A 22,797-nucleotide genomic window follows, 5' to 3' on the forward strand; every position below is an offset into this window, starting at 1 on the left:
TAACTACCCGCTACCAGGCTAATGTGGTAGTGGTGTTATTCAGGTCCAGGAATGGAAAGGGCGCTATGGTACTGGATGGCAAGGCATTCGTCACGCATCAAAATGGTATCTGACGAACTCTTTTTTTGCTCAAAATAGCCCAAGTTGCCCGGTCATAAGTGTAGCAAAATTATCCTCAATAAAGGGGAGTATTCCTTCCGCCACAGGTTGAAGCTGGCGGGTCAGATAGTGTTCGTAATCCAGCGGCGAACGTCGATAGTCCAGCGGCTCCGGGCCGTTGGTGGTCCATACGTACTTAATGGTGCCACGGTTCTGGTATTGCAAGGGGCGACCGCGTTTTTGGTTTTCTTCATCGGCAAGGCGTGCAGCGCGTACATGTGGCGGTACATTACGCTGATATTCGCTCAGCGGACGGCGAAGCCGTTTACGGTAAACCAGTTGCGCATCCAGTTCGCCCGCCATCAGTTTGTCGATAGTTTCACGCACGTACTCCTGATATGGCTCGTTGCGAAAGATGCGCAAGTACAGCTCCTGCTGAAACTGCTGGGCCAGCGGCGTCCAGTCGGTACGCACGGTTTCCAGCCCTTTAAACACCATCCGCTGTTTGTCGCCCTCCTGAATCAGCCCGGCGTAGCGTTTTTTGCTGCCGGTATCGGCTCCACGAATGGTCGGCATCAGAAAACGGCAGTAATGGGTTTCATACTCCAGTTCCAGCGCACTGGTCAGCCGTTGTTTTTGCAGCGTTTCCGCCCACCAGGCGTTAACGTGCTGCACCAGTGCACGACCGATTTTCGCCGCCTCTTCTTCCGAATGTGCGCCTTTCAGCCAAACAAACGTTGAGTCGGTATCGCCGTAGATCACGTCGTAGCCCTGCGCTTCAATCAATGCTTTGGTTTGCCGCATGATCTGATGACCACGCATGGTGATCGACGACGCCAGGCGCGGATCGAAGAAGCGGCAGGCAGTGGTGCCAAGCACGCCATAAAAGGCATTCATAATGATCTTCAGCGCCTGTGACAGCGGCTTGTTGCCCTGACGTTTGGCTTCATCGCGCCCGTGCCAGATGTTAGTCACAATCTCCGGCAGGCAATGTTTCTCCCGCGAGAACCAGGCATCGAGAAAACCTTCGGTGCTGTGCTCTGGATCAGGCTGCGCCATGCCTTCTACCAGCCCGACGGGATCAATCAGAAAAGTGCGGATGATTGACGGGTACAGGCTTTTGTAGTCCAGTACTAGTACCGAATCATAAAGCCCTGGCCGCGAATCCATCACGTAGCCGCCAGGGCTGGCGTGCGGCGGCACTTCGCCGAGATTAGGCGCGACATAACCCGCGCGGTGCATACGGGGAAAATAGAGATGACCAAACGCCGCTACTGAACCTCCGTGGCGGTCTACCGGCAGGCCGTTCACCGTTGCTCGTTCGAGCAAAAACGGCATGATTTCTGTTTTATGGAAAATCTGCGTCACCAGCTCGCAATCTTTCAGGTTATAAGTCGCCAGCGCGGGTTTATCTTCGGCGAAACGACGGTCAATTTCGTCCATTCGATCCCACGGGTTATCGATAGATTTTCCTTCGCCTAATAGCTCCTGAGCGACAGTTTCCAGCGAGAATGAAGAGAAATTCCAGAACGCGGATTTCAGCGCCTCGATACCGTCGATAATTAGCCGACCTTTGGCCTGGGCGAAAAAGACGCCGTCTTTAAAGCCGTGCTCGCGCCACTCCAGCTCGCTGTTATCGCGCCCCAGACGCAGTGGAATACGGTAACGCTCGGCATGTTTTTGCAGCATTCGCAGATCGAACTGCACCACGTTCCAGCCGATGATCACATCGGGATCGTGATTTGCAAACCAGGCGTTAAGTTTTTCCAGCAGCTGCGGGCGGCTGGCGACGTATTCCAGTTCGAAATCGAGCGCGGAGGCATCGCCATTCTCTGGCCCCAGCATATAAACGATGCGCTGCCCGCAACCTTCCAGGCCGATGCAGTACAGCTCACCGTGGCGAGTGGTTTCAATATCAATAGAAACCCACTTGAGTGGCGGACGATAGTCGAGATTCGGTTTCAGACGGGCATTAACGATAGCGCCATTGCGCATATCTCCCTCGACCCACACCGGAGCGGTGATGAAGCGCTCCATCAGATAGCGTTCTGGTGGGCGCACATCGGCCTCGTAGACGGTAACGCCACCTTCACGCAGGCGCTTTTCGTAACTCATCAACTGGCGATGGGCGCGACAGTAAAGGCCATACACCGGCTGACGGTGAAAATCCTTTAACGCCAGCGGTGTCAGGCGAAAGCCTTGTTCACCCTGCAAAATATGCTGAGCGCGGGGAACCTGATCGGCGGGAATAAACGCCACGGACTCTTGCGGCGCAAGCGTAACGTGCAACGGCCCGTTGTCCGTTGCCAGCCAGAAAGAAACTTCGGTCCCTTGAGGGGTATCCCGCCAGTGTCGGGTTAAGATAAAACCTGCCTGCGCCACGCTGAAAATCCAATAAAAAACCAGGCTTGAGTATAGCCTGGTTTCGTTTGACTGGCTGTGGTTTTATACAGTCGTTACTGCCCGTAATACGCCTTTGCACCATGCTTACGCAGATAGTGTTTATCCAGCAAGGTTTGCTGCATATCAGGGAGCTGCGGGGCCAGCTGGCGGCAGAAAATCCCCATATAAGCGACCTCTTCCAGCACGATAGCGTTATGCACCGCATCTTCGGCGTTTTTACCCCACGCAAACGGACCGTGAGAATGGACCAGAACGCCGGGCATTTGCGCTGCATCGATACCCTGTTTTTCAAAGGTTTCGACGATGACGTTACCGGTTTCCCACTCATATTCGCCGTTGATTTCTGCGTCGGTCATTTTGCGGGTGCAGGGAATGGGACCGTAGAAATAGTCGGCGTGGGTGGTACCGGTTGCCGGAATTGACTGGCCCGCCTGCGCCCAGATGGTGGCGTGGCGCGAGTGCGTGTGCACAATGCCGCCAATGGACGGGAATGCCTGATAGAGCAGTCGGTGAGTTGGCGTGTCGGAGGAGGGCTTTTTCGTACCTTCAACCACTTCACCGGTTTCGATGCTGACCACGACCATATCGTCGGCGGTCATGATGTTGTAATCGACGCCGGAAGGTTTGATCACAAAGACGCCGCGCTCGCGATCAACGGCGCTGACGTTGCCCCAGGTCAGAGTGACCAGGTTGTGTTTTGGGAGCGCCAGGTTGGCTTCTAAAACCTGACGTTTGAGATCTTCTAACATGTTGACTCCTTCGTGCCGGATGCGCTTTGCTTATCCGGCCTACAAAATCGCAGCGTGTAGGCCAGATAAGACGCGACAGCGTCGCATCAGGCGTTGAATGCCGGATGCGCTTTGGCTTATTCGGCCTACAAAATCGCAGCGTGTAGGCCTGATAAGACGCGCCAGCGTTGCATCAGGCGCTGAATGCCGGATGTGCTTTGCTTATCCGGCCTACAAAATCTCAGCGCGTAGGCCTGATAAGACGCGGCAGCGTCGCATCAGGCGTTACATACCTGATGCGGCTACTTAGCGACGAAATCCGTAATACACTTCGTTCCAGCGCAGCGCGTCTTTAAACGCTGGCAGGCGGGTGTCGTTATCAATCACCGTGATTTCAATGTCGTGCATCTCGGCGAACTGGCGCATATCGTTAAGGTTCAGCGCATGGCTGAAGACGGTGTGGTGCGCACCACCAGCAAGGATCCACGCTTCGGAAGCAGTTGGCAGATCCGGTTGCGCTTTCCACAGCGCATTCGCCACCGGCAGTTTCGGCAGGGAGTGCGGTGTTTTCGCCGTGTCGATGCAGTTAACCAGCAGACGGTAACGATCGCCGAGATCAATCAGGCTGGCGACAATCGCCGGACCGGTTTGGGTATTGAAGATCAGGCGGGCAGGATCATCTTTACCACCAATACCGAGGTGCTGAACGTCGAGGATCGGTTTCTCTTCTACGGCGATCGACGGGCAGACTTCCAGCATGTGGGAGCCGAGCACCAGGTCATTACCTTTCTCGAAGTGATAGGTGTAGTCCTCCATAAAGGAGGTGCCGCCCTGCAGACCGGTTGACATCACCTTCATGATGCGAAGCAGGGCGGCAGTTTTCCAGTCGCCTTCGCCCGCAAAGCCGTAGCCTTGCTGCATCAGACGCTGTACGGCCAGGCCAGGAAGCTGTTTCAGACCGTGTAAATCTTCAAAGGTGGTGGTGAACGCGTGGAAGCCACCTTGTTCCAGGAAACGCTTCATCCCCAGCTCAATACGCGCCGCTTCCAGCACGTTCTGTCGTTTTTCGCCGTGGATTTGTGTGGCAGGTGTCATGGTGTAGCTGCTTTCGTACTCATCGACCAGCGCGTTAACATCGCCATCGCTGATGGAGTTCACCACCTGCACCAGATCGCCAACCGCCCAGGTATTGACGGAGAAACCGAACTTGATCTGTGCGGCAACTTTATCGCCGTCAGTGACCGCCACTTCACGCATGTTATCGCCAAAACGGCAGACTTTCAGATGACGGGTATCCTGTTTAGATACCGCCTGACGCATCCAGGAGCCGATACGCTCATGTGCTTGTTTATCCTGCCAGTGACCGGTAACGACGGCATGTTGCTGACGCATACGCGCACCGATGAAACCGAACTCGCGACCGCCATGTGCAGTCTGGTTCAGGTTCATAAAGTCCATGTCGATGCTGTCCCACGGTAGCGCCGCGTTAAACTGGGTGTGGAATTGCAGCAACGGTTTGTTGAGCATGGTCAGGCCGTTGATCCACATTTTGGCCGGGGAGAAGGTGTGCAGCCATACCACCAGACCCGCGCAACGATCGTCGTAATTGGCATCGCGGCAAATTGCGGTGATTTCGTCCGGCGTGGTACCCAGCGGTTTCAGCACCAGTTTGCAGGGCAGTTTCGCTTCCGTATTCAGCGCATTAACGACGTGCTCGGCATGTTGGGTGACCTGACGCAGGGTTTCCGGGCCATACAGATGCTGGCTGCCAATTACAAACCACACTTCATAATTATCAAAAATCGTCATTGTCGTGTCCTTATAGAGTCGGAACGGCCTGGGCAGCCTGTGCCGGGGCGGAAGTTGGAAGATAATGTTGTTCGGCGCTTATCGCCCACTGCTGATAGCGGCGATAAAGCTGTTCAAAGCGTTGTGCCTGTTCGGTACGTGGTTGCAGGGTTTTCTCTACCGCACTGGCCATTTTTTGCTGGGCTGATGGGATGTCGGCATGCACTTTCGCGGCGACGGCAGCGAAAATCGCTGCACCGAGCGCGCAACACTGATCTGAGGCAACAATTTGCAGCGGGCGATTCAGCACGTCGCAGCAGGCTTGCATAATCACCTGGTTTTTCCGCGCGATGCCGCCCAGCGCCATCACGTTGTTTACGGCGATCCCCTGGTTAGTGAAGCACTCCTGAATTGCGCGCGCGCCAAAAGCGGTAGCGGCAATTAAACCGCCGAACAGTAGCGGAGCGTCGGTAGCGAGGTTCAGGTCGGTAATCACCCCTTTCAGGCGTTGGTTAGCGTTTGGCGTGCGACGACCATTAAACCAGTCGAGTACCACTGGCAGGTGATCCAGAGACGGATTTTTGGCCCATGCTTCGGTCAGCGCCGGAAGCAGTTGTTTCTGGCTGGCGTTGATTTGCTCTTTCAGTTCCGGATGCTGGGCGGCAAGCTGTTCCAGCGGCCAGCCGAGTACGCGACCAAACCAGGCGTAGATATCACCAAATGCCGACTGACCAGCTTCCAGACCGATAAATCCAGGAACCACGCTGCCATCAACCTGACCGCAAATGCCTTTAACTGCCCGCTCGCCAACGCTCTGTTTGTCGGCAATCAGAATGTCGCAGGTGGAAGTACCGATAACTTTTACCAGTGCGTTAGGCTGTGCGCCTGCGCCGACTGCGCCCATATGGCAGTCAAACGCGCCGCCGGAAATCACCACGCTTTCAGGCAGACCGAGACGCTGCGCCCATTCCGGGCATAAGGTGCCCACCGGAATATCGGCAGTCCAGGTGTCAGTGAACAGCGGGGAAGGCAAATGGCGATTGAGGATCGGGTCCAGTTCGTCAAAGAAACTGGCTGGAGGTAAACCGCCCCAGCTTTCATGCCACAGAGATTTATGCCCGGCGCTGCAACGTCCGCGGCGAATATCCTGCGGGCGTGTGGTGCCGGAGAGCAGGGCGGGTACCCAGTCGCACAGTTCAATCCACGATGCGGCAGATTGCGCCACGGCGCTATCCTGGCGAGTCACATGCAGGATTTTTGCCCAGAACCATTCGCTGGAATAAATACCGCCAATATAGCGAGAGTAGTCAGTTTTGCCCGGTGTATGACACAAGCGGGTGATCTCTTCCGCTTCTTCAACCGCCGTGTGGTCTTTCCACAAAACGAACATCGCGTTCGGGTTTTCGGCAAACTCCGGGCGCAGCGCAAGCACGTTGCCGTCGGCGTCGATTGGTGCAGGCGTGGAGCCGGTGGTGTCCACGCCAATCCCGACCACCGCTGCGCGCTGTTCGGCGCTAAGTTCTGCCAGCACGGTTTTCAGCGCTGCTTCCATTGACTCAATGTAGTCACGCGGATGATGACGGAACTGGTTATTCGGGGCGTCACAAAATTGCCCTTCCTGCCAACGGGGATACCACTCTACGCTGGTGGCGATCTCTTCACCGGTGGCGCATTCCACCGCCAAAGCTCGCACAGAATCACTGCCAAAATCGAGGCCAATTGCAATCGCCATCGTTTCACTCCATCCAAAAAAACGGGTATGGAGAAACAGTAGAGAGTTGCGAAAAAAAGCGTCAGGCAGGATCCGCTAATCTTATGGATAAAAATGCTATTGCATAGCAAAGTGTGACGCCGTGCAAATAATCAATGTGGACTTTTCTGCCGTGATTATAGACACTTTTGTTACGCGTTTTTGTTATGGCTATTGCCCCCCTTTGTTACAAAATGCTTTTCACAAGCGGGGTTGCCGGTTGGATTAGCGAGAAGAGCCAGTAAAAGACGCAGTGACGGCAATGTCTGATGCAATATGGACAATTGGTTTCTTCTCTGAATGGCGGGAGTATGAAAAGTATGGCTGAAGCGCAAAATGATCCCTTGCTGCCGGGTTACTCGTTCAACGCCCATCTGGTGGCGGGTTTAACGCCGATTGAGGCCAACGGTTATCTCGATTTTTTTATCGACCGACCGCTGGGAATGAAAGGCTATATTCTCAATCTCACCATTCGCGGACAGGGCATAGTGAAAAACCAGGGGCGAGAATTTGTCTGCCGACCAGGCGATATTTTGCTATTCCCGCCGGGAGAAATTCATCACTACGGTCGTCATCCGGAGGCCCGCGAATGGTATCACCAGTGGGTTTACTTTCGCCCCCGCGCTTACTGGCACGAATGGCTTAACTGGCCGTCGATATTTGCCAATACCGGTTTCTTTCGCCCGAACGAAGCGCATCAGCCGCATTTCAGCGATTTGTTCGGGCAAATTATCAATGCCGGACAAGTGGAAGGGCGCTATTCGGAGTTGCTGGCGATAAATCTTCTTGAGCAATTGTTACTGCGGCGCATGGAAGTCATTAATGAGTCGCTACATCCGCCAATGGATAATCGGGTACGTGAGGCTTGTCAGTACATCAGCGATCACCTTGCGGACAGCAATTTTGATATCGCCAGTGTCGCACAGCATGTCTGCTTGTCTCCGTCGCGTCTGTCGCATCTGTTCCGCCAGCAATTAGGGATTAGTGTCTTAAGCTGGCGCGAAGATCAACGCATCAGTCAGGCGAAGCTGCTATTGAGCACGACTCGTATGCCTATCGCCACAGTCGGACGCAATGTTGGCTTTGATGATCAACTCTATTTCTCGCGGGTATTTAAAAAATGTACAGGCGCCAGCCCGAGCGAGTTTCGTGCCGGTTGTGAAGAAAAAGTGAATGATGTAGCTCTCAGGTTGTCATAATTGGTAACGAATCAGACGATTGACGGCTTGACGGAGTAGCATTGGGTTTGCAGAATCCCTGCTTCGTCCATTTGACAGGCACATTATGCAAGCATTGCTGGAACACTTTATTACCCAATCCACTGTGTATTCATTGATGGCGGTGGTGTTGGTGGCCTTTCTGGAGTCACTGGCGCTGGTCGGTTTGATTCTGCCCGGTACGGTGCTGATGGCGGGGCTGGGGGCGCTGATAGGTAGCGGCGAGTTAAGTTTCTGGCACGCCTGGCTGGCGGGGATTGTTGGCTGCCTGATGGGCGACTGGATCTCCTTCTGGCTGGGCTGGCGGTTTAAAAAGCCGCTGCATCGCTGGTCATTTCTTAAGAAAAACAAAGCGTTACTCGATAAGACCGAGCATGCGCTGCATCAACACAGCATGTTTACCATTCTGGTCGGACGCTTTGTCGGGCCGACGCGCCCGCTAGTGCCAATGGTGGCGGGGATGCTGGATCTGCCTGTGGCGAAATTTATCACGCCAAATATTATCGGCTGCCTGTTATGGCCTCCGTTTTACTTCCTGCCGGGGATTCTGGCGGGCGCGGCGATCGATATTCCTGCCGGAATGCAGAGTGGCGAGTTTAAATGGTTGCTGCTGGCGACGGCGGTGTTTTTGTGGGTTGGCGGTTGGTTGTGCTGGCGATTATGGCGCAGCGGCAAGGTAACCGATCGTTTAAGTCATTATTTGTCGCGTGGTCATCTGCTGTGGCTGGCGCCGCTAATTTCTGGTGTTGGTGTTGTGGCGCTGGTGGTGTTAATTCGCCATCCGTTGATGCCGGTGTATATCGATATATTGCGTAAAGTGGTTGGGGTTTAGAGGATAGTCTTGTGCGGGGCGCCTGATGCGGACAAAACGTCGGATAAGGCGTTCACGCCGCATCCGACAGTGCATATTAACCTGTAATTCCCAACAGCGCCGAAGCACTCGCCTTACCACTCAACAACTCATCGGTCATACCCTGCCAGGCGATGCGCCCGTCGGCGACCACCACCGAGCGCGTGGCTATCCGCGCCGCATCTTCCACACTGTGCGACACCATCAATAACGTCATTTTTTGCTGCTGGCAGCTTGTACTGACCAGCGTCAACATCTCCTGACGTAACGCCGGATCGAGCGCCGAGAACGGTTCATCGAGCAATAAAATCGGCTGTTCGCGCACCAGGCAACGCGCCAGAGCCACGCGCTGTCGTTGACCGCCGGAAAGCTCGCCCGGTAACCGCGTCATTAAATTATCAATCCCCATCTGGCGTGCGATAGCATGCATTTTCTCCTGCTGTGCCGCGTTCAGTTTCAGTCCTGGATTAAGCCCCAGCCCGATGTTCTGCGCGACCGTCAGGTGACTGAACAGGTTGTTCTCCTGAAACAGCATCGATACCGGACGGCGTGACGGCGGCGTCGTGGTGTGATCAACGCCGTCGATAGTCAGCGAACCGCTGGCTGGCGTCAGAAAACCGGCGATCAAATTCAGTAGGGTACTTTTACCCGCGCCGCTTGGCCCGAGGATCGCCACCTGCTCGCCGCGCTCCACCGTTAAGCTAAAACGCATCGGCAAATGGTGGTAAAGCCAGGTGATATCAGTCAGTTTTAACATTTCGCCCCGGTAGTTTTTCAATCACGGTAAACAGCAGAAAACAGAGCAGCAGCAGAATTAACGCGGTGACCGCGCCGTCCTGGCTGCGATAGGAGCCAATTTGCTGGTAGAGATAAAACGGCAGGGTGCGGAAATCATCGTTACCGAACAACGCCACCACGCCAAAATCACCAATCGACAACACGCAGGCAAAGGCCAGCGCCTGCGCCAGCGGACGTTTCAGAGCGCGCAGCTCCACCACTTTTAAGCGCGACCAGCCTTCAATGCCCAGCGACTGACACAACATGCTGTAGCGGGCGGTGATATCGCGCATTGGGTTTTCCAGCACCTTCAGCGCGTAAGGGATCGCCATTAACGCATTGGTGAAAATCACAATGCCGTCAGCAGATTGTGGCAGGCCAATAGTGTTGTTGAGCAGCAAAAAGAAGCCCGTTGCCAGCACAATCCCCGGCATGGCGAGGATCAACATGCCGCTCATCTCCAGCGCCTGACCCGCCAGCATTTTTTGCCGCGCCCGCAGTTCGCGACTGCTCCATAGCAGCATCATGGTCAGCACTACGCACAATACACCTGCCGCCAGCGCAATACGCAACGAGGTCCACAGCGCCTGCCACAGCACCGGTTGTGCCAGCACTTCCGGCAACTGGCGATTTACCCCATCGACAATCACCGCCAGTAACGGTGGCAGCAACAGCAGCAGCGCCAGCACGATCAATACCGTATCGCAAATGCGGCTATGCAGACGATCGCCCGGGTCGCGCCAGCCTTGCAGCAGCGTGGTGCCGGGCGCAATGGCCTTACTTAGTCGCTGACTCAACAGCACCAGCCCAAGACAACACACCATCTGGATCAGCGCCAGCATCGCCGCGCGGGCAGGATCGTAGTCGTAACTCAGCGCCTGATAGATTGCCAGCTCGATAGTGGTCGCCTGCGGACCGCCCCCCAGCGATAGCACGGTGGCGAAGCTGGCGAAACAGAGCATAAAGATAAGCGCAGCAACCGGCGGAATTTGTCGCCGTAACCACGGCCATTCGACGAAACGAAAGAAGTGCCAGCCGCGCATCCCAAGCTGGGCAGCAAGCTGGCGCTGCTCGCCGGGAATGTTTTCCAGCGCCTGGAGTAATAAGCGGCTCGCCATCGGCAGATTAAAAAATACGTGCGCCAGCAAAATACCTTGCAGGCCGTAGGGCGAAAAGGTCCACTCCAGACCAAGCGATTGCCAGAGCGATGCCAGCCAGCCATGGCGACCATAGACGCTAAGAATGCCGAAAACGGCGACCAGCACCGGGAGGATCAAGGTCATTGCGCACAGACGCAACAGCGCCTGCCGCCCCGGAAAGCGCCTGCGGTAGAGGGCGCGGGCGAGGAAAATCGCAGGAACGACAGAGAGCAGCGCCGAAAGAAACGCCTGCCAGAAGGAGAAACGCACCACATGCCACAGGTAGCTGTCCTGCCAGATTGTTGCCCAGTCACCCTGCGGTGCGTTCCACCACAGGGCGAGAAACGCCGCCAGTGCAACCGCCACCACAAGCGTAGCGGCGCTTACACCTGGAATTAACCAGCCGGGAATTAACGGCTGACGGCGCGTTGCCATTCGCTAATCCATGCCTGACGTTGTGCCGCCACTTCGGCTGGCGTGAACTCCAGCGTGGTTGCTGGTTTGGTCAATTGTTCAAACCCGGCAGGCAGCGTGACGTTTGCTACCGGATACATCCAGTTGCCAGTTGGAATCGCATTCTGGAAAGCCGGAGAAACCATAAACTGGAGGAATTTTTGCGCCAGCTCCGGCTGCTTGCTGGCAGCGGTGCGGGCGGCAACTTCCACCTGCAGATAGTGACCTTCGCTGAAGTTCGCAGCGGCGTAGTTATCTTTCTTCTCTTCGAGAATGTGATAAGCCGGAGAGGTGGTGTAACTCAGTACCAGATCGCTTTCGCCTTTTAAAAACAGGCCGTAGGCTTCGCTCCAGCCTTTGGTGACCGTGACAGTTTTCTTCGCCAGCTTCTGCCAGGCTTGCGGGGCGTCATCGCCATAGACTTTTTGCATCCACAACAGCAAGCCAAGCCCCGGCGTACTGGTACGCGGATCCTGATAAATCACTCGCCAGTTTTGATCGCTCTCAACCAGCTCCTTCAGGCTTTGCGGCGGATTTTTCAGTTTGTTCTTGTCATAGACGAAGGCGAAGTAGCCGTAATCAAACGGTACGAAAGTGTCATTATTCCAGCCGCCGGGAATGTTTACTGCATCCGCTGCCACACCGCTTTTGGCAAACAGTCCGGTTTTACTGGCGGCGTCTAACAGATTGTTATCCAGCCCCAGCACCACATCGGCTTTGCTGTTTTTGCCTTCCATCCGTAGACGGTTGAGAAGCGAAACGCCATCTTCCAGCGCCACCAGTTTCAGTTCGCAATTACAGTCGGCTTCAAAGGCTTTTTTGACCACCGGACCAGGCCCCCAGTCGGCGGCGAAGGAATCGTAGGTATAAACAGTCAGAACGGGTTTAGCGAAAACAGGCGCTGTGCACAGCAACAGCAGGGGAAGACATTTTTTTAACACTTTGCACCTCAAAAAAGAGTGGCAAAGGACTTGAGAAGGAGCCTCAAATCCCTTCGCCGGCGTTATCCGGATCAGGTTCGACGGGTATTTTCTCAGCGCACGCGTCCGCGTGGCACCCCGTTGAGAACGGCGTTAGTGTAGTGATTTTGTTATCAACCAGCAATCATGGATCCGGTGGCGCAAACCACGCTGATTTAAAATCGAACCAGCCGAGGGTGTTCATGCGCAGGCCGCGCATACTGCGTTGCCCCTGAATAATCAGCCAGTGGTGGATCAGCGGCACCATCGCTTTGCTGGCTACTAACCGCTGGCACCAGTTCGCCAGGTTCATCTCGCCGTTGCGCCAGCGCGTGGCGTCGGCTTGCCAGTCGAGAGGAATACAGTGTTGTAGCAGCGGTACTTCGTACAAATGCGCAAACAGCGAAAAATCCAGCGGCAGCGTAAAGTTGGCGCTGTTAAGCCAGATGTCGCTTTCGATCTCACCTTCGTGCCACTGATCGTAGCTGATCTCTTTGATTTGCAGGGTGACCTGGTGACTTGCCAGAATCTGCTGCATGATCCTGGCAATCACCCGATGTTCAATATGATCCTGATAAAAGGTCAGGGTGAGATGTTCCAGCCCGGCAGGTTTTTCGCAATGTGTTGGGCGGGCGTGGTGCCAGCGGGGGAGCAGCCCATAGGCCGGAAACCACAGTTGCTGGTACTGTTCCTCGGCGAAATAAACCAGATTGGTCGGCGAAAGCACATAGCTTATCCAGTCTCTGACTTGCTGATTCGCCCCGCGATGGGTGCGACTGTCGAACAGTAGATAGTAGCAACCTTCTTCAAGGCGACTTTCAATCTCTTTTTCCTCGCCCTGCGGCCCTTTCAGCATCAGGCCTCCAGCGGGGTCATCGGCAATTTCCGGCAAGACCCAGACGTTAACTTCGTCGATTAATGCCCGATAACCGAAGAAATCATCGAATGCCTGAATTTTCAGTTGGTTAGTGCTGTTACGCATTACCGCATACGGACCGGTACCGATAGGGTGGCTGGCAAAATTGCTGAGGGTTTCCCATTCACGCGGCAGGATCATCGCCGGAACTTGCGCCAGCAGTAACGGCAACCAGCGATCTGGCTGAGTGAGATGAATATCCAGCGTCCAGGGCGTCGGCGACACAATTTCAGCGATGTGGGAATAGAGCGGCAGCGTATTGATCCGCTTCAACGAGGCGATCACATCGTCTATTTCCAGTTCACGACCATGATGAAAATGGACCCCGGGGCGCAAAAAGAAGCGCCAGTGGAGTGGGGAAATTTGCTGCCAGTGGTGGGCGATGTCCGCCTCCAGTTCCCCATTTTCCTCATTTATGCGGGTTAACGCACTGAAGATTTGCCGGGCGATATGCGTTTCGGAACGGCGTAATGCGCTGCCAGGCAACAGATTACGCAACGGACGATAGTAGAGCACGCGCAGGATGTGCCGCCCCTGGCGGAAGCTACGCCCCAGATGGGAAATCAGCATTTGCCGCACAGCCGTTTTGTCGCCAACCAGTTGCACCAGTTGGTCGATATGATCCTGTTCAAGCAAATCTTCTGCCCGCTGTTGCTGAAGCGCCAGCCCGGTATACAGGAAGGTCAAACGTGAACGTTTACCGCGCCCAACTTCAGCTTCCCATGTTAACCAGCCGCGATCCTGCATGGTGTTGAGCAGGGTGCGCATATGACGACGGGAGCAGCTCAATAACTCCGCCAGTTCGTTGAGCGTCGTGTCCTGCGATTTACCCTCGCAGCATTGCCACAGGCGGATGAATTGTTGTTGCAGACGAGCTGATGGCATAAAAGGGGAACTCCTGCGCAAAAGTCAGCAATTTTATTTTCCCTATATTAAGTCAATAATTCTTAACGATGAAGCAAGGAGGTGTCCCATGTGTCAGTTTTATCAGCACTACTTTACCGCGACAGCGACGTTGTGCTGGCTGCGTTGGTTAAGCGTTCCACAACGATTAACCATGCTTGAAGAGCTGATGCAGTGGGAGGGGAGTGATTCTGAATACTGATTTGCGGACATCATGTGTGACTGAGTATTGGTGTTAATCGCCACGCCAGCAGTGAATACCTGCTGGCTTTTTTCTTTTTGGCGATTGAGTGCCGGACGGCGTACAAACTAACGCATAAACGCTGGTTGCTTCTCTTCATAAGTGGCAATAGCGTCGTCGTGCTGCAGCGTCAGACCGATGCTGTCCAGCCCGTTCATCATGCAGTGGCGGCGGAAGGCATCGATGCTAAACCGATAGGTTTTCTCACCCGCTTTCACCTCTTGCGCTTCCAGGTCCACGTCGAAATGAATCCCCGGATTGGCTTTCACCAGCGCAAACAGCTCATCCACTTCGTCATCATTTAATTTCACCGGCAGCAGCTGGTTGTTGAAGCTGTTGCCGTAGAAGATGTCAGCGAAACTCGGCGCAATCACCACTTTAAAACCGTAATCGGTCAATGCCCACGGCGCGTGCTCACGCGAGGAGCCGCAGCCGAAGTTTTCCCGCGCCAGCAAAATGGAAGCGCCCTGATACTGCGGGAAGTTCAGCACGAAGTCCGGGTTTGGCTGTTGGCCTTTTTCATCCAGAAAACGCCAGTCGTTAAACAGATGCGCGCCAAAACCTGTACGCGTCACTTTCTGCAAAAACTGTTTCGGGATAATCGCATCGGTATCGACATTGGCGGCATCCAGCGGAACCACCAGGCCTGTATGTTTGATAAATTTCTCTGCCATGGTCTGCTCCTTATTTAATGTTGCGAATGTCGGCGAAATGTCCGGTCACAGCAGCGGCGGCAGCCATTGCCGGGCTGACCAGATGCGTGCGCCCGCCGCGCCCCTGGCGGCCTTCAAAGTTACGGTTGCTGGTGGAGGCACAACGTTCGCCCGGATTCAGACGGTCGTTATTCATCGCCAGACACATTGAGCAACCAGGCAAGCGCCATTCAAAACCGGCTTCAATAAAGATTTTGTCCAGACCTTCCGCTTCCGCCTGAGCTTTTACCGGGCCAGAGCCGGGAACCACCAGTGCCTGTACACCTGGCGCGACTTTTCGCCCTTTGGCGATTTCCGCCGCCGCGCGTAAATCTTCAATACGTGAGTTGGTACAAGAACCGATAAACACTTTATCGATAGCGACTTCGGTCAATGGAATACCCGGTTTCAGCCCCATATAGGCCAACGCTTTTTCTGCCGACGCGCGCTCAACCGGATCGGTAAACGAAGCCGGATCGGGAATATTGTCATTCACGGAGATCACCTGGCCGGGGTTAGTTCCCCAGGTGACCTGCGGGGCGATCTCTTCTGCTTGCAGAGTCACAACTGTATCGAAAGTTGTACCTTCGTCGGTTTGCAGGGTCTTCCAGTAGGCGACGGCATCGTCAAAATCTTTGCCTTTCGGCGCATGCAGACGGCCTTTGACATAGTTAAAGGTGGTTTCGTCAGGTGCAACCAGACCGGCTTTCGCGCCCATTTCGATTGCCATATTGCACAGGGTCATACGACCTTCCATGCTTAAATCACGGATTGCTTCGCCGCAAAACTCCACCACATGCCCGGTGCCGCCAGCGCTGCCGGTTTTACCGATAATTGCCAGCACGATATCTTTCGCGGTAATGCCCGGCGCGGCTTTGCCCTGGACTTCAATTTTCATGGTCTTCGCGCGGCCCTGTTTCAGGGTTTGCGTTGCCAGCACGTGTTCAACTTCAGAAGTACCGATACCAAACGCCAGTGCGCCAAAAGCGCCGTGGGTAGCGGTATGCGAGTCGCCGCAGACAATGGTCATCCCTGGTAAGGTGACGCCCTGTTCCGGCCCCATCACGTGGACGATCCCCTGATACGGGTGATTCAGGTCATACAGCTCGACGCCAAATTCTTTGCAGTTTTTGATCAGCTCCTGCATCTGGATCCGCGCCATTTCACCGCAGGCATTAATGTCTTTGGTCTGGGTGGAGACGTTGTGATCCATGGTGGCGAAGGTTTTCCCCGGCTGACGCACCGGGCGACCGTGGGCGCGCAGGCCATCGAACGCCTGCGGTGAGGTCACTTCATGCACCAGGTGGCGGTCGATATATAACAGCGGGGTTTCGTTTTCGGCTTCGTACACTACGTGAGCGTCGAACAATTTTTCGTATAACGTCTTAGCCATGATTACACCCCTTCTGCCACATAGCGGGCAATGATATCGCCCATTTCATCGGTACTAACGGCGGCAGCGCCACGGGCTAAATCCCCGGTGCGAATGCCTTCTTCTAATGCGCGGTTAATGGCGCGTTCAATGGCGCAAGCCGCATCATCGGCATCCAGGCTGTAGCGCAGCAGCAGCGCCAGCGACAGAATTTGCGCAATCGGGTTGGCGATGTTTTTGCCTGCGATATCTGGTGCCGAGCCGCCCGCCGGTTCATACAGACCAAAACCTTGCTCGTTCAGGCTAGCGGAAGGCAACATCCCCATCGAGCCAGTGATCATCGCACACTCATCAGACAGAATGTCGCCAAACAGGTTGGAGCACAGCAGAACGTCAAACTGTGATGGATCTTTAATCAGCTGCATGGTGGCGTTGTCGATGTACATATGCGCCAGTTCGACATCCGGATATTCAATGGCGATCTCATTAACAATTTCCCGCCATAAAATAGAGGATTGCAGCACATTGGCTTTGTCGATTGAGGTGACTTTGCGACGACGCTTGCGGGCAGATTCAAACGCGATACGGGCGATGCGTTCGATCTCAAAACGGTGATACACCTCGGTATCAAACGCTTTTTCATATTGTCCGCTACCTTCGCGGCCTTTTGGCTGACCAAAATAGATGCCGCCGGTCAGTTCGCGCACGCACAGGATGTCGAAGCCGTTAGCGGCAATGTCAGCACGCAGTGGACAGAATGCTTCCAGCCCCTGATACAGTTTTGCCGGACGCAGATTGCTGAATAATTTGAAGTGCTTACGCAAAGGCAACAGCGCGCCGCGTTCTGGTTGCTGGTCTGGTGGTAAATGTTCCCACTTCGGGCCGCCTACCGAGCCAAACAGCACGGCATCGGCTTGCTCGCAACCTTCAACCGTCGCAGGCGGCAGCGGCTGTCCGTGGTTATCAATGGCTGCGCCGCCTACATCGTAATGGCTGGTGGTGATGCGCATCGCAAAGCGGTTGCGCACGGCATCCAGCACTTTCAGCGCCTGGGTCATCACTTCCGGCCCGATCCCATCTCCGGGCAAAACGGCAATATGGTAATTCTTCGACATCACACGGTTTCCTTGTTGTTTTCGTTGTGTTGAGCTTTGCGTTGCAACTCTTTTTCGACTTCTGCGGCGCGCCAGATATTGTTCAGTACGTGCACCATGGCTTTGGCGGAGGACTCGACAATATCGGTGGCCAGGCCGACGCCGTGGAAGCGGCGACCGTTGTAGTTGGCGACAATATCCACCTGACCCAGCGCATCTTTACCGTGGCCTTTGGCGGTCAGGCTGTATTTCACCAGTTCGACGTTATAGTCAGTGATGCGGTTTATCGCCTGGTAGACGGCATCGACCGGACCGTTACCGTTGGCGGCTTCTGCTTTGACTTCTTCGCCACAGGCCAGTTTGACGGCGGCAGTGGCAATATCGTTAGAACCTGACTGCACGCTGAAGTAATCCAGACGGAAATGCTCCGGCTCTTCTTGCTGCTTACCGATAAAGGCCAGCGCTTCCAGGTCATAATCAAACACCTGACCTTTTTTATCTGCCAGCTTCAGGAAGGCGTCGTACAGATTGTCTAAATTATATTCACTTTCTTTATATCCCATCTCATCCATGCGGTGTTTCACTGCCGCACGGCCTGAACGAGAGGTCAGATTCAGCTGGATTTGGTTCAGACCAATAGATTCTGGTGTCATGATTTCGTAGTTTTCGCGGTTTTTCAGCACGCCATCCTGGTGGATACCGGAGGAGTGTGCGAATGCGCCGCTACCAACAATGGCTTTGTTTGCCGGGATCGGCATATTACAAATCTGGCTAACTAACTGGCTGGTGCGCCATATCTCCTGGTGATTAATGGCTGTGTGGACGTTGAGGATATCCTTACGAACTTTGATCGCCATGATCACTTCTTCCAGCGAACAGTTTCCGGCGCGTTCGCCGATCCCGTTCATTGCGCCTTCTACCTGCCGCGCTCCGGCATGTACCGCCGCCAGTGAGTTACCTACTGCCAGGCCTAAATCGTCGTGGGTGTGTACGGAAATAATGGCTTTGTCGATGTTAGGCACGCGTTCATACAGGCCGCTGATGATTCCGGCGAACTCAAACGGCATGGTGTAGCCCACGGTGTCCGGAATGTTGATGGTGGTGGCACCGGCGTTAATCGCCGCTTCGACCACTCGCGCCAGATCGGCAATCGGGGTACGCCCGGCATCTTCGCAAGAAAATTCAACGTCATCGGTGTAATTACGGGCGCGCTTCACCATATAGATAGCGCGTTCGATCACTTCATCCAGCGTGCTGCGCAGCTTGGTGGCGATGTGCATTGGGGAGGTAGCAATAAAGGTATGAATACGGAAGGCTTCGGCGACTTTCAGAGATTCAGCCGCCACATCGATATCTTTTTCCACGCAGCGAGCTAACGCACATACGCGGCTATTTTTGACCTGGCGGGCGATGGTTTGCACCGATTCAAAATCGCCTGGCGAAGAGACGGGGAAACCAACTTCCATTACGTCAACACCCATACGCTCAAGGGCCAGCGCAATTTGCAGTTTTTCTTTCGCACTCAGACTTGCCTGTAACGCCTGTTCACCGTCGCGTAATGTGGTATCGAAAATAATAACTTGCTGGCTCATGGTTTAGGTCCTTGTCTCTTTTAGAGCGCCTCGCTTCGGGCATAAAAAAACCCGCGCAATGGCGCGGGTTTTTTTTGACTGCGTGCTGGCTTAATGCTGGATGCCGCTCACTCGTCTACCGCGCAAAGAAGATGCGTTTAGTAGTAGTAGACCGATAAAGCGAACGATGTGAGTCATTAAATCAGCTCCAGATGAATGCGATATGCTTTTAGAGTTACTGGATACAAAAACGGATGTCAACCCTGTAGTAAGAAAAGCGGCTTTTCAGCGGTAATTTTGCATGTATCAAATTAGCTAATTGTGCTGTGTATACATAAACCAACAATATTAATTTCTGTCAGCCAGATCACACTTTTCATTAATTGACATACTTCAGCATAATTTATTGCATTTAATCAATAAGTGATATGCATATAGATAGTATCAATTACCTAACCCATCCTGATGATTTTTCTGTAATTATTTATTTTATGAATGTTTAATTATTGATGAGGCTTATATTATTGATAAGTTAATAAGGAATATATGGGTGATTAATATATAAATTTTTAATTAAAGTGGCGATTTTATACATATCACGGATGATTGAGCATTCATGGTGATTATGATTATATTGTTTGTGTGACAAAAACATTATAGATAATCATGCTGTGGTGGATGACTCTCTGCGCGGCGGTGGGTTTTGTTTTAAACAGAACTCTTATCTTTATGTTTTCCTAATTTTACTCATTTTCCTTTTTCTTATTTTATATGTATGGTAAATCATATTTTTCAGGATTATTTTTTTCTGCATTCCGGTAAGGAAAAGGGAGTTAAGTGTGACAGTGGAGTTAAGTATGCCAGAGGTAAAAACAGATCATCCAGAACCAGCAGATTTTAGTAAGCCACAGCTGCGCATGGTCGATCTAAACTTATTAACTGTTTTCGATGCCGTGATGCAGGAGCAGAATATTACTCGTGCCGCTCATGTTCTGGGAATGTCGCAACCTGCGGTCAGTAACGCTGTTGCACGCCTGAAAGTGATGTTTAATGACGAGTTGTTTGTTCGTTATGGTCGTGGTATCCAACCGACTGCCCGCGCATTTCAGCTTTTTGGCTCTGTGCGCCAGGCGCTGCAATTAGTGCAAAACGAATTACCGGGTTCAGGTTTTGAGCCTGCCAGTAGCGAGCGGGTATTCCATCTCTGTGTTTGCAGCCCGTTAGACAGCATTCTGACCTCGCAGATTTATAATCACATTGAGCAGATTGCGCCAAATATACATGTTATGTTCAAGTCTTCATTAAATCAGAACACTGAACATCAGTTGCGCTATCAGGAAACGGAGTTCGTTATAAGTTATGAAGATTTCCACCGCCCTGAATTTACCAGTGTGCCGTTATTTAAAGATGAAATGGTGCTGGTAGCCAGTAAGAACCATCCGCATATTAAAGGTCCATTACTGAAACATGATGTTTATAACGAACAACATGCGGCGGTTTCGCTTGATCGTTTCGCCTCATTTAGTCAACCGTGGTACGACACAGTAGATAAGCAAGCCAGTATTGCTTATCAGGGCATGGCAATGATGAGCGTCCTTAGCGTGGTGTCGCAGACTCACCTGGTCGCTATTGCGCCTCGTTGGCTGGCTGAAGAGTTCGCCGAATCTTTAGAATTACAGATATTACCGCTGCCGTTAAAACAGAATAGCAGAACCTGTTATCTCTCCTGGCATGAGGCTGCCGGGCGCGATAAAGGCCATCAGTGGATGGAAGAGCAATTAGTCTCTATATGTAAACGCTAAACAAAAGCAGAATAAATCAGGCATTCCTTTCTGGTTTATTCTGCTTTTTTTATTAAATGTAGAATTTTGTTCTAAATGCATGTGCGCCAGATTTCATGAAAAATTAAAAAAATAGAGAAATTGCTGTAAGTAGCCGAATCTAGCCAATTTATTATCAATTTACGCCTTCATTCTGGAGTATTTTATCGTTTCTTTTCTCCTTTCCTCCTGTTTATTCTTATTTCTTCACGTTTGTGACTCTGTCTGCCAATTGCTTAAGCAAGATCGGACGGTTAATGTGTTTTACACATTTTTTCCGCCAAACAGTGAGGCAGGCCATGGAGATGTTGTCTGGAGCCGAGATGGTCGTCCGATCGCTTATCGATCAGGGCGTTAAACAAGTATTCGGTTATCCCGGAGGCGCGGTCCTTGATATTTACGATGCATTGCATACCGTGGGGGGTATCGATCACGTATTAGTTCGTCATGAGCAAGCGGCTGTGCATATGGCCGATGGCCTGGCACGTGCAACCGGGGAAGTGGGGGTCGTGCTGGTGACGTCGGGTCCTGGGGCGACTAACGCGATTACCGGTATCGCTACTGCTTATATGGACTCCATTCCCTTGGTTGTCCTTTCTGGTCAGGTAGCGACCTCGCTGATAGGCTACGATGCCTTTCAGGAGTGCGACATGGTGGGAATTTCCCGCCCGGTGGTAAAACACAGTTTCCTGGTTAAGCAAACGGAAGATATTCCTCAGGTGCTGAAAAAAGCATTCTGGCTGGCGGCAAGTGGTCGTCCTGGGCCAGTGGTGGTTGATTTACCGAAAGATATTCTTAATCCGGCGAACAAATTACCCTACGTCTGGCCGGAGTCGGTCAGTATGCGCTCTTATAACCCGACCACACTGGGTCATAAGGGGCAGATTAAACGCGCATTGCAGACACTGGCGGCAGCGAAAAAACCGGTAGTTTACGTTGGCGGCGGCGCCGTGACTGCGAGTTGCCATCAACAACTCAAACAGATTATTGAGCAGCTTAATCTTCCCGTTGTCTCTTCATTAATGGGGCTGGGGGCGTTTCCGGCAACGCATCGTCAGGCGCTGGGGATGCTGGGAATGCACGGCACCTACGAAGCCAATATGACCATGCATAATGCCGATGTTATTTTTGCGGTCGGCGTGCGCTTTGACGATCGCACCACTAACAATCTGGCCAAGTACTGCCCGAATGCAACGGTTTTACATATTGATATCGATCCTACGTCGATCTCAAAAACCGTTACCGCCGACATTCCGATCGTTGGTGACGCGCGGTTGGTGCTGGATCAAATGCTGGAGTTGCTGGCACAAGAAACGGCTCACCAACCGTTGGATGAAATTCGTGACTGGTGGCAACAGATTGAACAGTGGCGCGCTCGCCAGTGCCTTAAATACGACACTCAGAGCGAAAAGATTAAACCGCAAGCGGTGATCGAGACACTCTGGCGGCTAACGAAAGGTGATGCATATGTCACGTCCGACGTCGGGCAGCACCAGATGTTCGCCGCGCTTTATTATCCTTTCGATAAACCGCGCCGCTGGATCAATTCCGGTGGCCTCGGCACTATGGGCTTTGGTTTGCCTGCGGCGCTGGGTGTCAAAATGGCATTGCCAGAAGAAACCGTGGTCTGTGTCACTGGCGACGGCAGCATTCAGATGAACATTCAGGAACTGTCTACCGCTTTGCAATATGAACTGCCGGTGCTGGTGGTGAATCTCAATAACCGCTATCTGGGGATGGTGAAGCAGTGGCAGGACATGATCTATTCCGGCCGCCATTCACAATCTTATATGCAGTCGCTACCGGATTTCGTTCGTCTGGCGGAAGCCTATGGCCATGTTGGGATCCAGATCTCTCATCCGCAAGAGCTGGAAAACAAACTTAGCGAGGCACTGGAACAGGTCCGCAATAATCGCCTGGTGTTTGTTGATGTCACTGTTGATGGCAGCGAGCACGTCTACCCGATGCAGATTCGTGGCGGCGGAATGGATGAAATGTGGTTAAGCAAAACGGAGAGAACCTGAT

At 53.2% G+C, this 22,797-nt stretch carries 18 protein-coding genes and 1 riboswitch; of the genes, 5 read left to right on the forward strand and 13 right to left on the reverse strand.

Features of this window, described 5'->3' with window-relative positions; genetic code table 11:
• Positions 1-129: 129 nt before the first annotated feature.
• The 4 genes from polB to araB form a co-directional block, all read right to left on the reverse strand.
• Entirely contained in the window at positions 130-2,481 is a 2,352-nt protein-coding gene (gene polB / locus FEK42_RS19730) for a DNA polymerase II (protein ID WP_135491902.1), read from the reverse strand.
• A gap of 74 nt (positions 2,482-2,555) precedes the next feature.
• Complete coding sequence (gene araD / locus FEK42_RS19735) at positions 2,556-3,251, reverse strand: L-ribulose-5-phosphate 4-epimerase (protein WP_130204885.1); 696 nt, start codon at positions 3,249-3,251, stop codon at positions 2,556-2,558.
• Positions 3,252-3,536: 285 nt separating this feature from the next.
• Positions 3,537-5,039, reverse strand: coding sequence for an L-arabinose isomerase (gene araA, locus FEK42_RS19740; RefSeq protein WP_135491903.1), 1,503 nt, complete (start codon positions 5,037-5,039; stop codon positions 3,537-3,539).
• A gap of 10 nt (positions 5,040-5,049) precedes the next feature.
• Positions 5,050-6,750 carry a ribulokinase gene (araB, locus tag FEK42_RS19745; RefSeq protein WP_135491904.1) on the reverse strand — a complete coding sequence of 567 codons (1,701 nt, stop codon included), beginning with the start codon at positions 6,748-6,750 and terminating at the stop codon, positions 5,050-5,052.
• A 338-nt stretch (positions 6,751-7,088) separates the two neighbouring features.
• Between araB and araC the strand changes: the two genes are divergently transcribed.
• The gene (gene araC / locus FEK42_RS19750; protein ID WP_130205064.1) at positions 7,089-7,967 is read left to right on the forward strand and encodes an arabinose operon transcriptional regulator AraC; all 879 of its coding nucleotides are present in this window, start codon (positions 7,089-7,091) and stop codon (positions 7,965-7,967) included.
• 85 nt (positions 7,968-8,052) lie between these two features.
• Positions 8,053-8,817 (forward strand): DedA family protein, encoded by a 765-nt coding sequence (locus FEK42_RS19755; protein WP_130217442.1) that lies wholly within the window; start codon positions 8,053-8,055, stop codon positions 8,815-8,817.
• A 76-nt stretch (positions 8,818-8,893) separates the two neighbouring features.
• Here FEK42_RS19755 and thiQ read toward each other — a convergent pair whose 3' ends face one another.
• The 4 genes from thiQ to sgrR form a co-directional block, all read right to left on the reverse strand.
• A complete protein-coding gene (gene thiQ, locus FEK42_RS19760) occupies positions 8,894-9,592 on the reverse strand; it encodes a thiamine ABC transporter ATP-binding protein ThiQ (RefSeq protein ID WP_135491905.1) in 699 nt (232 codons plus the stop codon).
• The gene (gene thiP, locus FEK42_RS19765) at positions 9,576-11,186 is read right to left on the reverse strand and encodes a thiamine/thiamine pyrophosphate ABC transporter permease ThiP (RefSeq protein ID WP_135491906.1); all 1,611 of its coding nucleotides are present in this window, start codon (positions 11,184-11,186) and stop codon (positions 9,576-9,578) included. The genes thiQ and thiP overlap by 17 nt, the downstream gene beginning before the upstream one ends.
• On the reverse strand, positions 11,162-12,145 hold the full coding sequence (thiB, locus tag FEK42_RS19770; RefSeq protein ID WP_131161255.1) for a thiamine ABC transporter substrate binding subunit: 984 nt from the start codon (positions 12,143-12,145) through the stop codon (positions 11,162-11,164). The genes thiP and thiB overlap by 25 nt, the downstream gene beginning before the upstream one ends.
• Before the next feature lie 30 nt (positions 12,146-12,175).
• Positions 12,176-12,275: riboswitch (TPP riboswitch) on the reverse strand.
• A 33-nt stretch (positions 12,276-12,308) separates the two neighbouring features.
• On the reverse strand, positions 12,309-13,964 hold the full coding sequence (gene sgrR, locus FEK42_RS19775) for a DNA-binding transcriptional regulator SgrR (RefSeq protein WP_135491907.1): 1,656 nt from the start codon (positions 13,962-13,964) through the stop codon (positions 12,309-12,311).
• An 88-nt stretch (positions 13,965-14,052) separates the two neighbouring features.
• On the opposite strand from sgrR, the gene sgrT reads away from it, so the two are divergent.
• The gene (sgrT, locus tag FEK42_RS19780; RefSeq protein WP_135491908.1) at positions 14,053-14,184 is read left to right on the forward strand and encodes a glucose uptake inhibitor SgrT; all 132 of its coding nucleotides are present in this window, start codon (positions 14,053-14,055) and stop codon (positions 14,182-14,184) included.
• Positions 14,185-14,291: 107 nt separating this feature from the next.
• On the opposite strand, the gene leuD is transcribed toward sgrT, so the two are convergent.
• The 5 genes from leuD to leuL form a co-directional block, all read right to left on the reverse strand.
• Positions 14,292-14,897, reverse strand: coding sequence for a 3-isopropylmalate dehydratase small subunit (leuD, locus tag FEK42_RS19785; protein WP_130259626.1), 606 nt, complete (start codon positions 14,895-14,897; stop codon positions 14,292-14,294).
• A gap of 10 nt (positions 14,898-14,907) precedes the next feature.
• Complete coding sequence (leuC, locus tag FEK42_RS19790; protein WP_138211932.1) at positions 14,908-16,308, reverse strand: 3-isopropylmalate dehydratase large subunit; 1,401 nt, start codon at positions 16,306-16,308, stop codon at positions 14,908-14,910.
• A gap of 2 nt (positions 16,309-16,310) precedes the next feature.
• Positions 16,311-17,402 carry a 3-isopropylmalate dehydrogenase gene (gene leuB / locus FEK42_RS19795; RefSeq protein ID WP_130204904.1) on the reverse strand — a complete coding sequence of 364 codons (1,092 nt, stop codon included), beginning with the start codon at positions 17,400-17,402 and terminating at the stop codon, positions 16,311-16,313.
• Positions 17,402-18,973 (reverse strand): 2-isopropylmalate synthase, encoded by a 1,572-nt coding sequence (gene leuA / locus FEK42_RS19800; RefSeq protein WP_000082807.1) that lies wholly within the window; start codon positions 18,971-18,973, stop codon positions 17,402-17,404. The genes leuB and leuA overlap by 1 nt, the downstream gene beginning before the upstream one ends.
• Positions 18,974-19,063: 90 nt before the next feature.
• Positions 19,064-19,150, reverse strand: a complete 87-nt coding sequence (gene leuL / locus FEK42_RS19805) for a leu operon leader peptide (protein WP_001300467.1) — start codon at positions 19,148-19,150, stop codon at positions 19,064-19,066.
• Positions 19,151-19,809: 659 nt separating this feature from the next.
• Here leuL and leuO point away from each other — a divergent pair.
• Together leuO and ilvI are read left to right on the forward strand one after the other, a co-directional pair.
• Positions 19,810-20,754: a transcriptional regulator LeuO gene (gene leuO, locus FEK42_RS19810; RefSeq protein WP_130204908.1), complete on the forward strand. Its 945-nt coding sequence runs from the start codon at positions 19,810-19,812 to the stop codon at positions 20,752-20,754.
• A gap of 317 nt (positions 20,755-21,071) precedes the next feature.
• On the forward strand, positions 21,072-22,796 hold the full coding sequence (ilvI, locus tag FEK42_RS19815) for an acetolactate synthase 3 large subunit (RefSeq protein ID WP_130204910.1): 1,725 nt from the start codon (positions 21,072-21,074) through the stop codon (positions 22,794-22,796).
• Position 22,797: the final 1 nt, after the last annotated feature.

It is taken from the genome of Escherichia sp. E2748, from assembly GCF_005781125.1.
Classification (GTDB): Bacteria; Pseudomonadota; Gammaproteobacteria; order Enterobacterales; family Enterobacteriaceae; genus Escherichia.

What these genes read in the sequence shown, in the direction of transcription:
- araD (WP_130204885.1), bottom strand. Translation starts at nt 3,251, where the DNA reads ATGTTAGAAGATCTCAAACGTCAGGTTTTAGAAGCCAACCTGGCGCTC.
- araA (WP_135491903.1), bottom strand. Translation starts at nt 5,039, where the DNA reads ATGACGATTTTTGATAATTATGAAGTGTGGTTTGTAATTGGCAGCCAG.
- araB (WP_135491904.1), bottom strand. Translation starts at nt 6,750, where the DNA reads ATGGCGATTGCAATTGGCCTCGATTTTGGCAGTGATTCTGTGCGAGCT.
- araC (WP_130205064.1), top strand. Translation starts at nt 7,089, where the DNA reads ATGGCTGAAGCGCAAAATGATCCCTTGCTGCCGGGTTACTCGTTCAAC.
- FEK42_RS19755 (WP_130217442.1), top strand. Translation starts at nt 8,053, where the DNA reads ATGCAAGCATTGCTGGAACACTTTATTACCCAATCCACTGTGTATTCA.
- thiQ (WP_135491905.1), bottom strand. Translation starts at nt 9,592, where the DNA reads ATGTTAAAACTGACTGATATCACCTGGCTTTACCACCATTTGCCGATG.
- thiP (WP_135491906.1), bottom strand. Translation starts at nt 11,186, where the DNA reads ATGGCAACGCGCCGTCAGCCGTTAATTCCCGGCTGGTTAATTCCAGGT.
- sgrR (WP_135491907.1), bottom strand. Translation starts at nt 13,964, where the DNA reads ATGCCATCAGCTCGTCTGCAACAACAATTCATCCGCCTGTGGCAATGC.
- sgrT (WP_135491908.1), top strand. Translation starts at nt 14,053, where the DNA reads ATGTGTCAGTTTTATCAGCACTACTTTACCGCGACAGCGACGTTGTGC.
- leuD (WP_130259626.1), bottom strand. Translation starts at nt 14,897, where the DNA reads ATGGCAGAGAAATTTATCAAACATACAGGCCTGGTGGTTCCGCTGGAT.
- leuC (WP_138211932.1), bottom strand. Translation starts at nt 16,308, where the DNA reads ATGGCTAAGACGTTATACGAAAAATTGTTCGACGCTCACGTAGTGTAC.
- leuB (WP_130204904.1), bottom strand. Translation starts at nt 17,402, where the DNA reads ATGTCGAAGAATTACCATATTGCCGTTTTGCCCGGAGATGGGATCGGG.
- leuA (WP_000082807.1), bottom strand. Translation starts at nt 18,973, where the DNA reads ATGAGCCAGCAAGTTATTATTTTCGATACCACATTACGCGACGGTGAA.
- leuL (WP_001300467.1), bottom strand. Translation starts at nt 19,150, where the DNA reads ATGACTCACATCGTTCGCTTTATCGGTCTACTACTACTAAACGCATCT.
- leuO (WP_130204908.1), top strand. Translation starts at nt 19,810, where the DNA reads ATGCCAGAGGTAAAAACAGATCATCCAGAACCAGCAGATTTTAGTAAG.
- ilvI (WP_130204910.1), top strand. Translation starts at nt 21,072, where the DNA reads ATGGAGATGTTGTCTGGAGCCGAGATGGTCGTCCGATCGCTTATCGAT.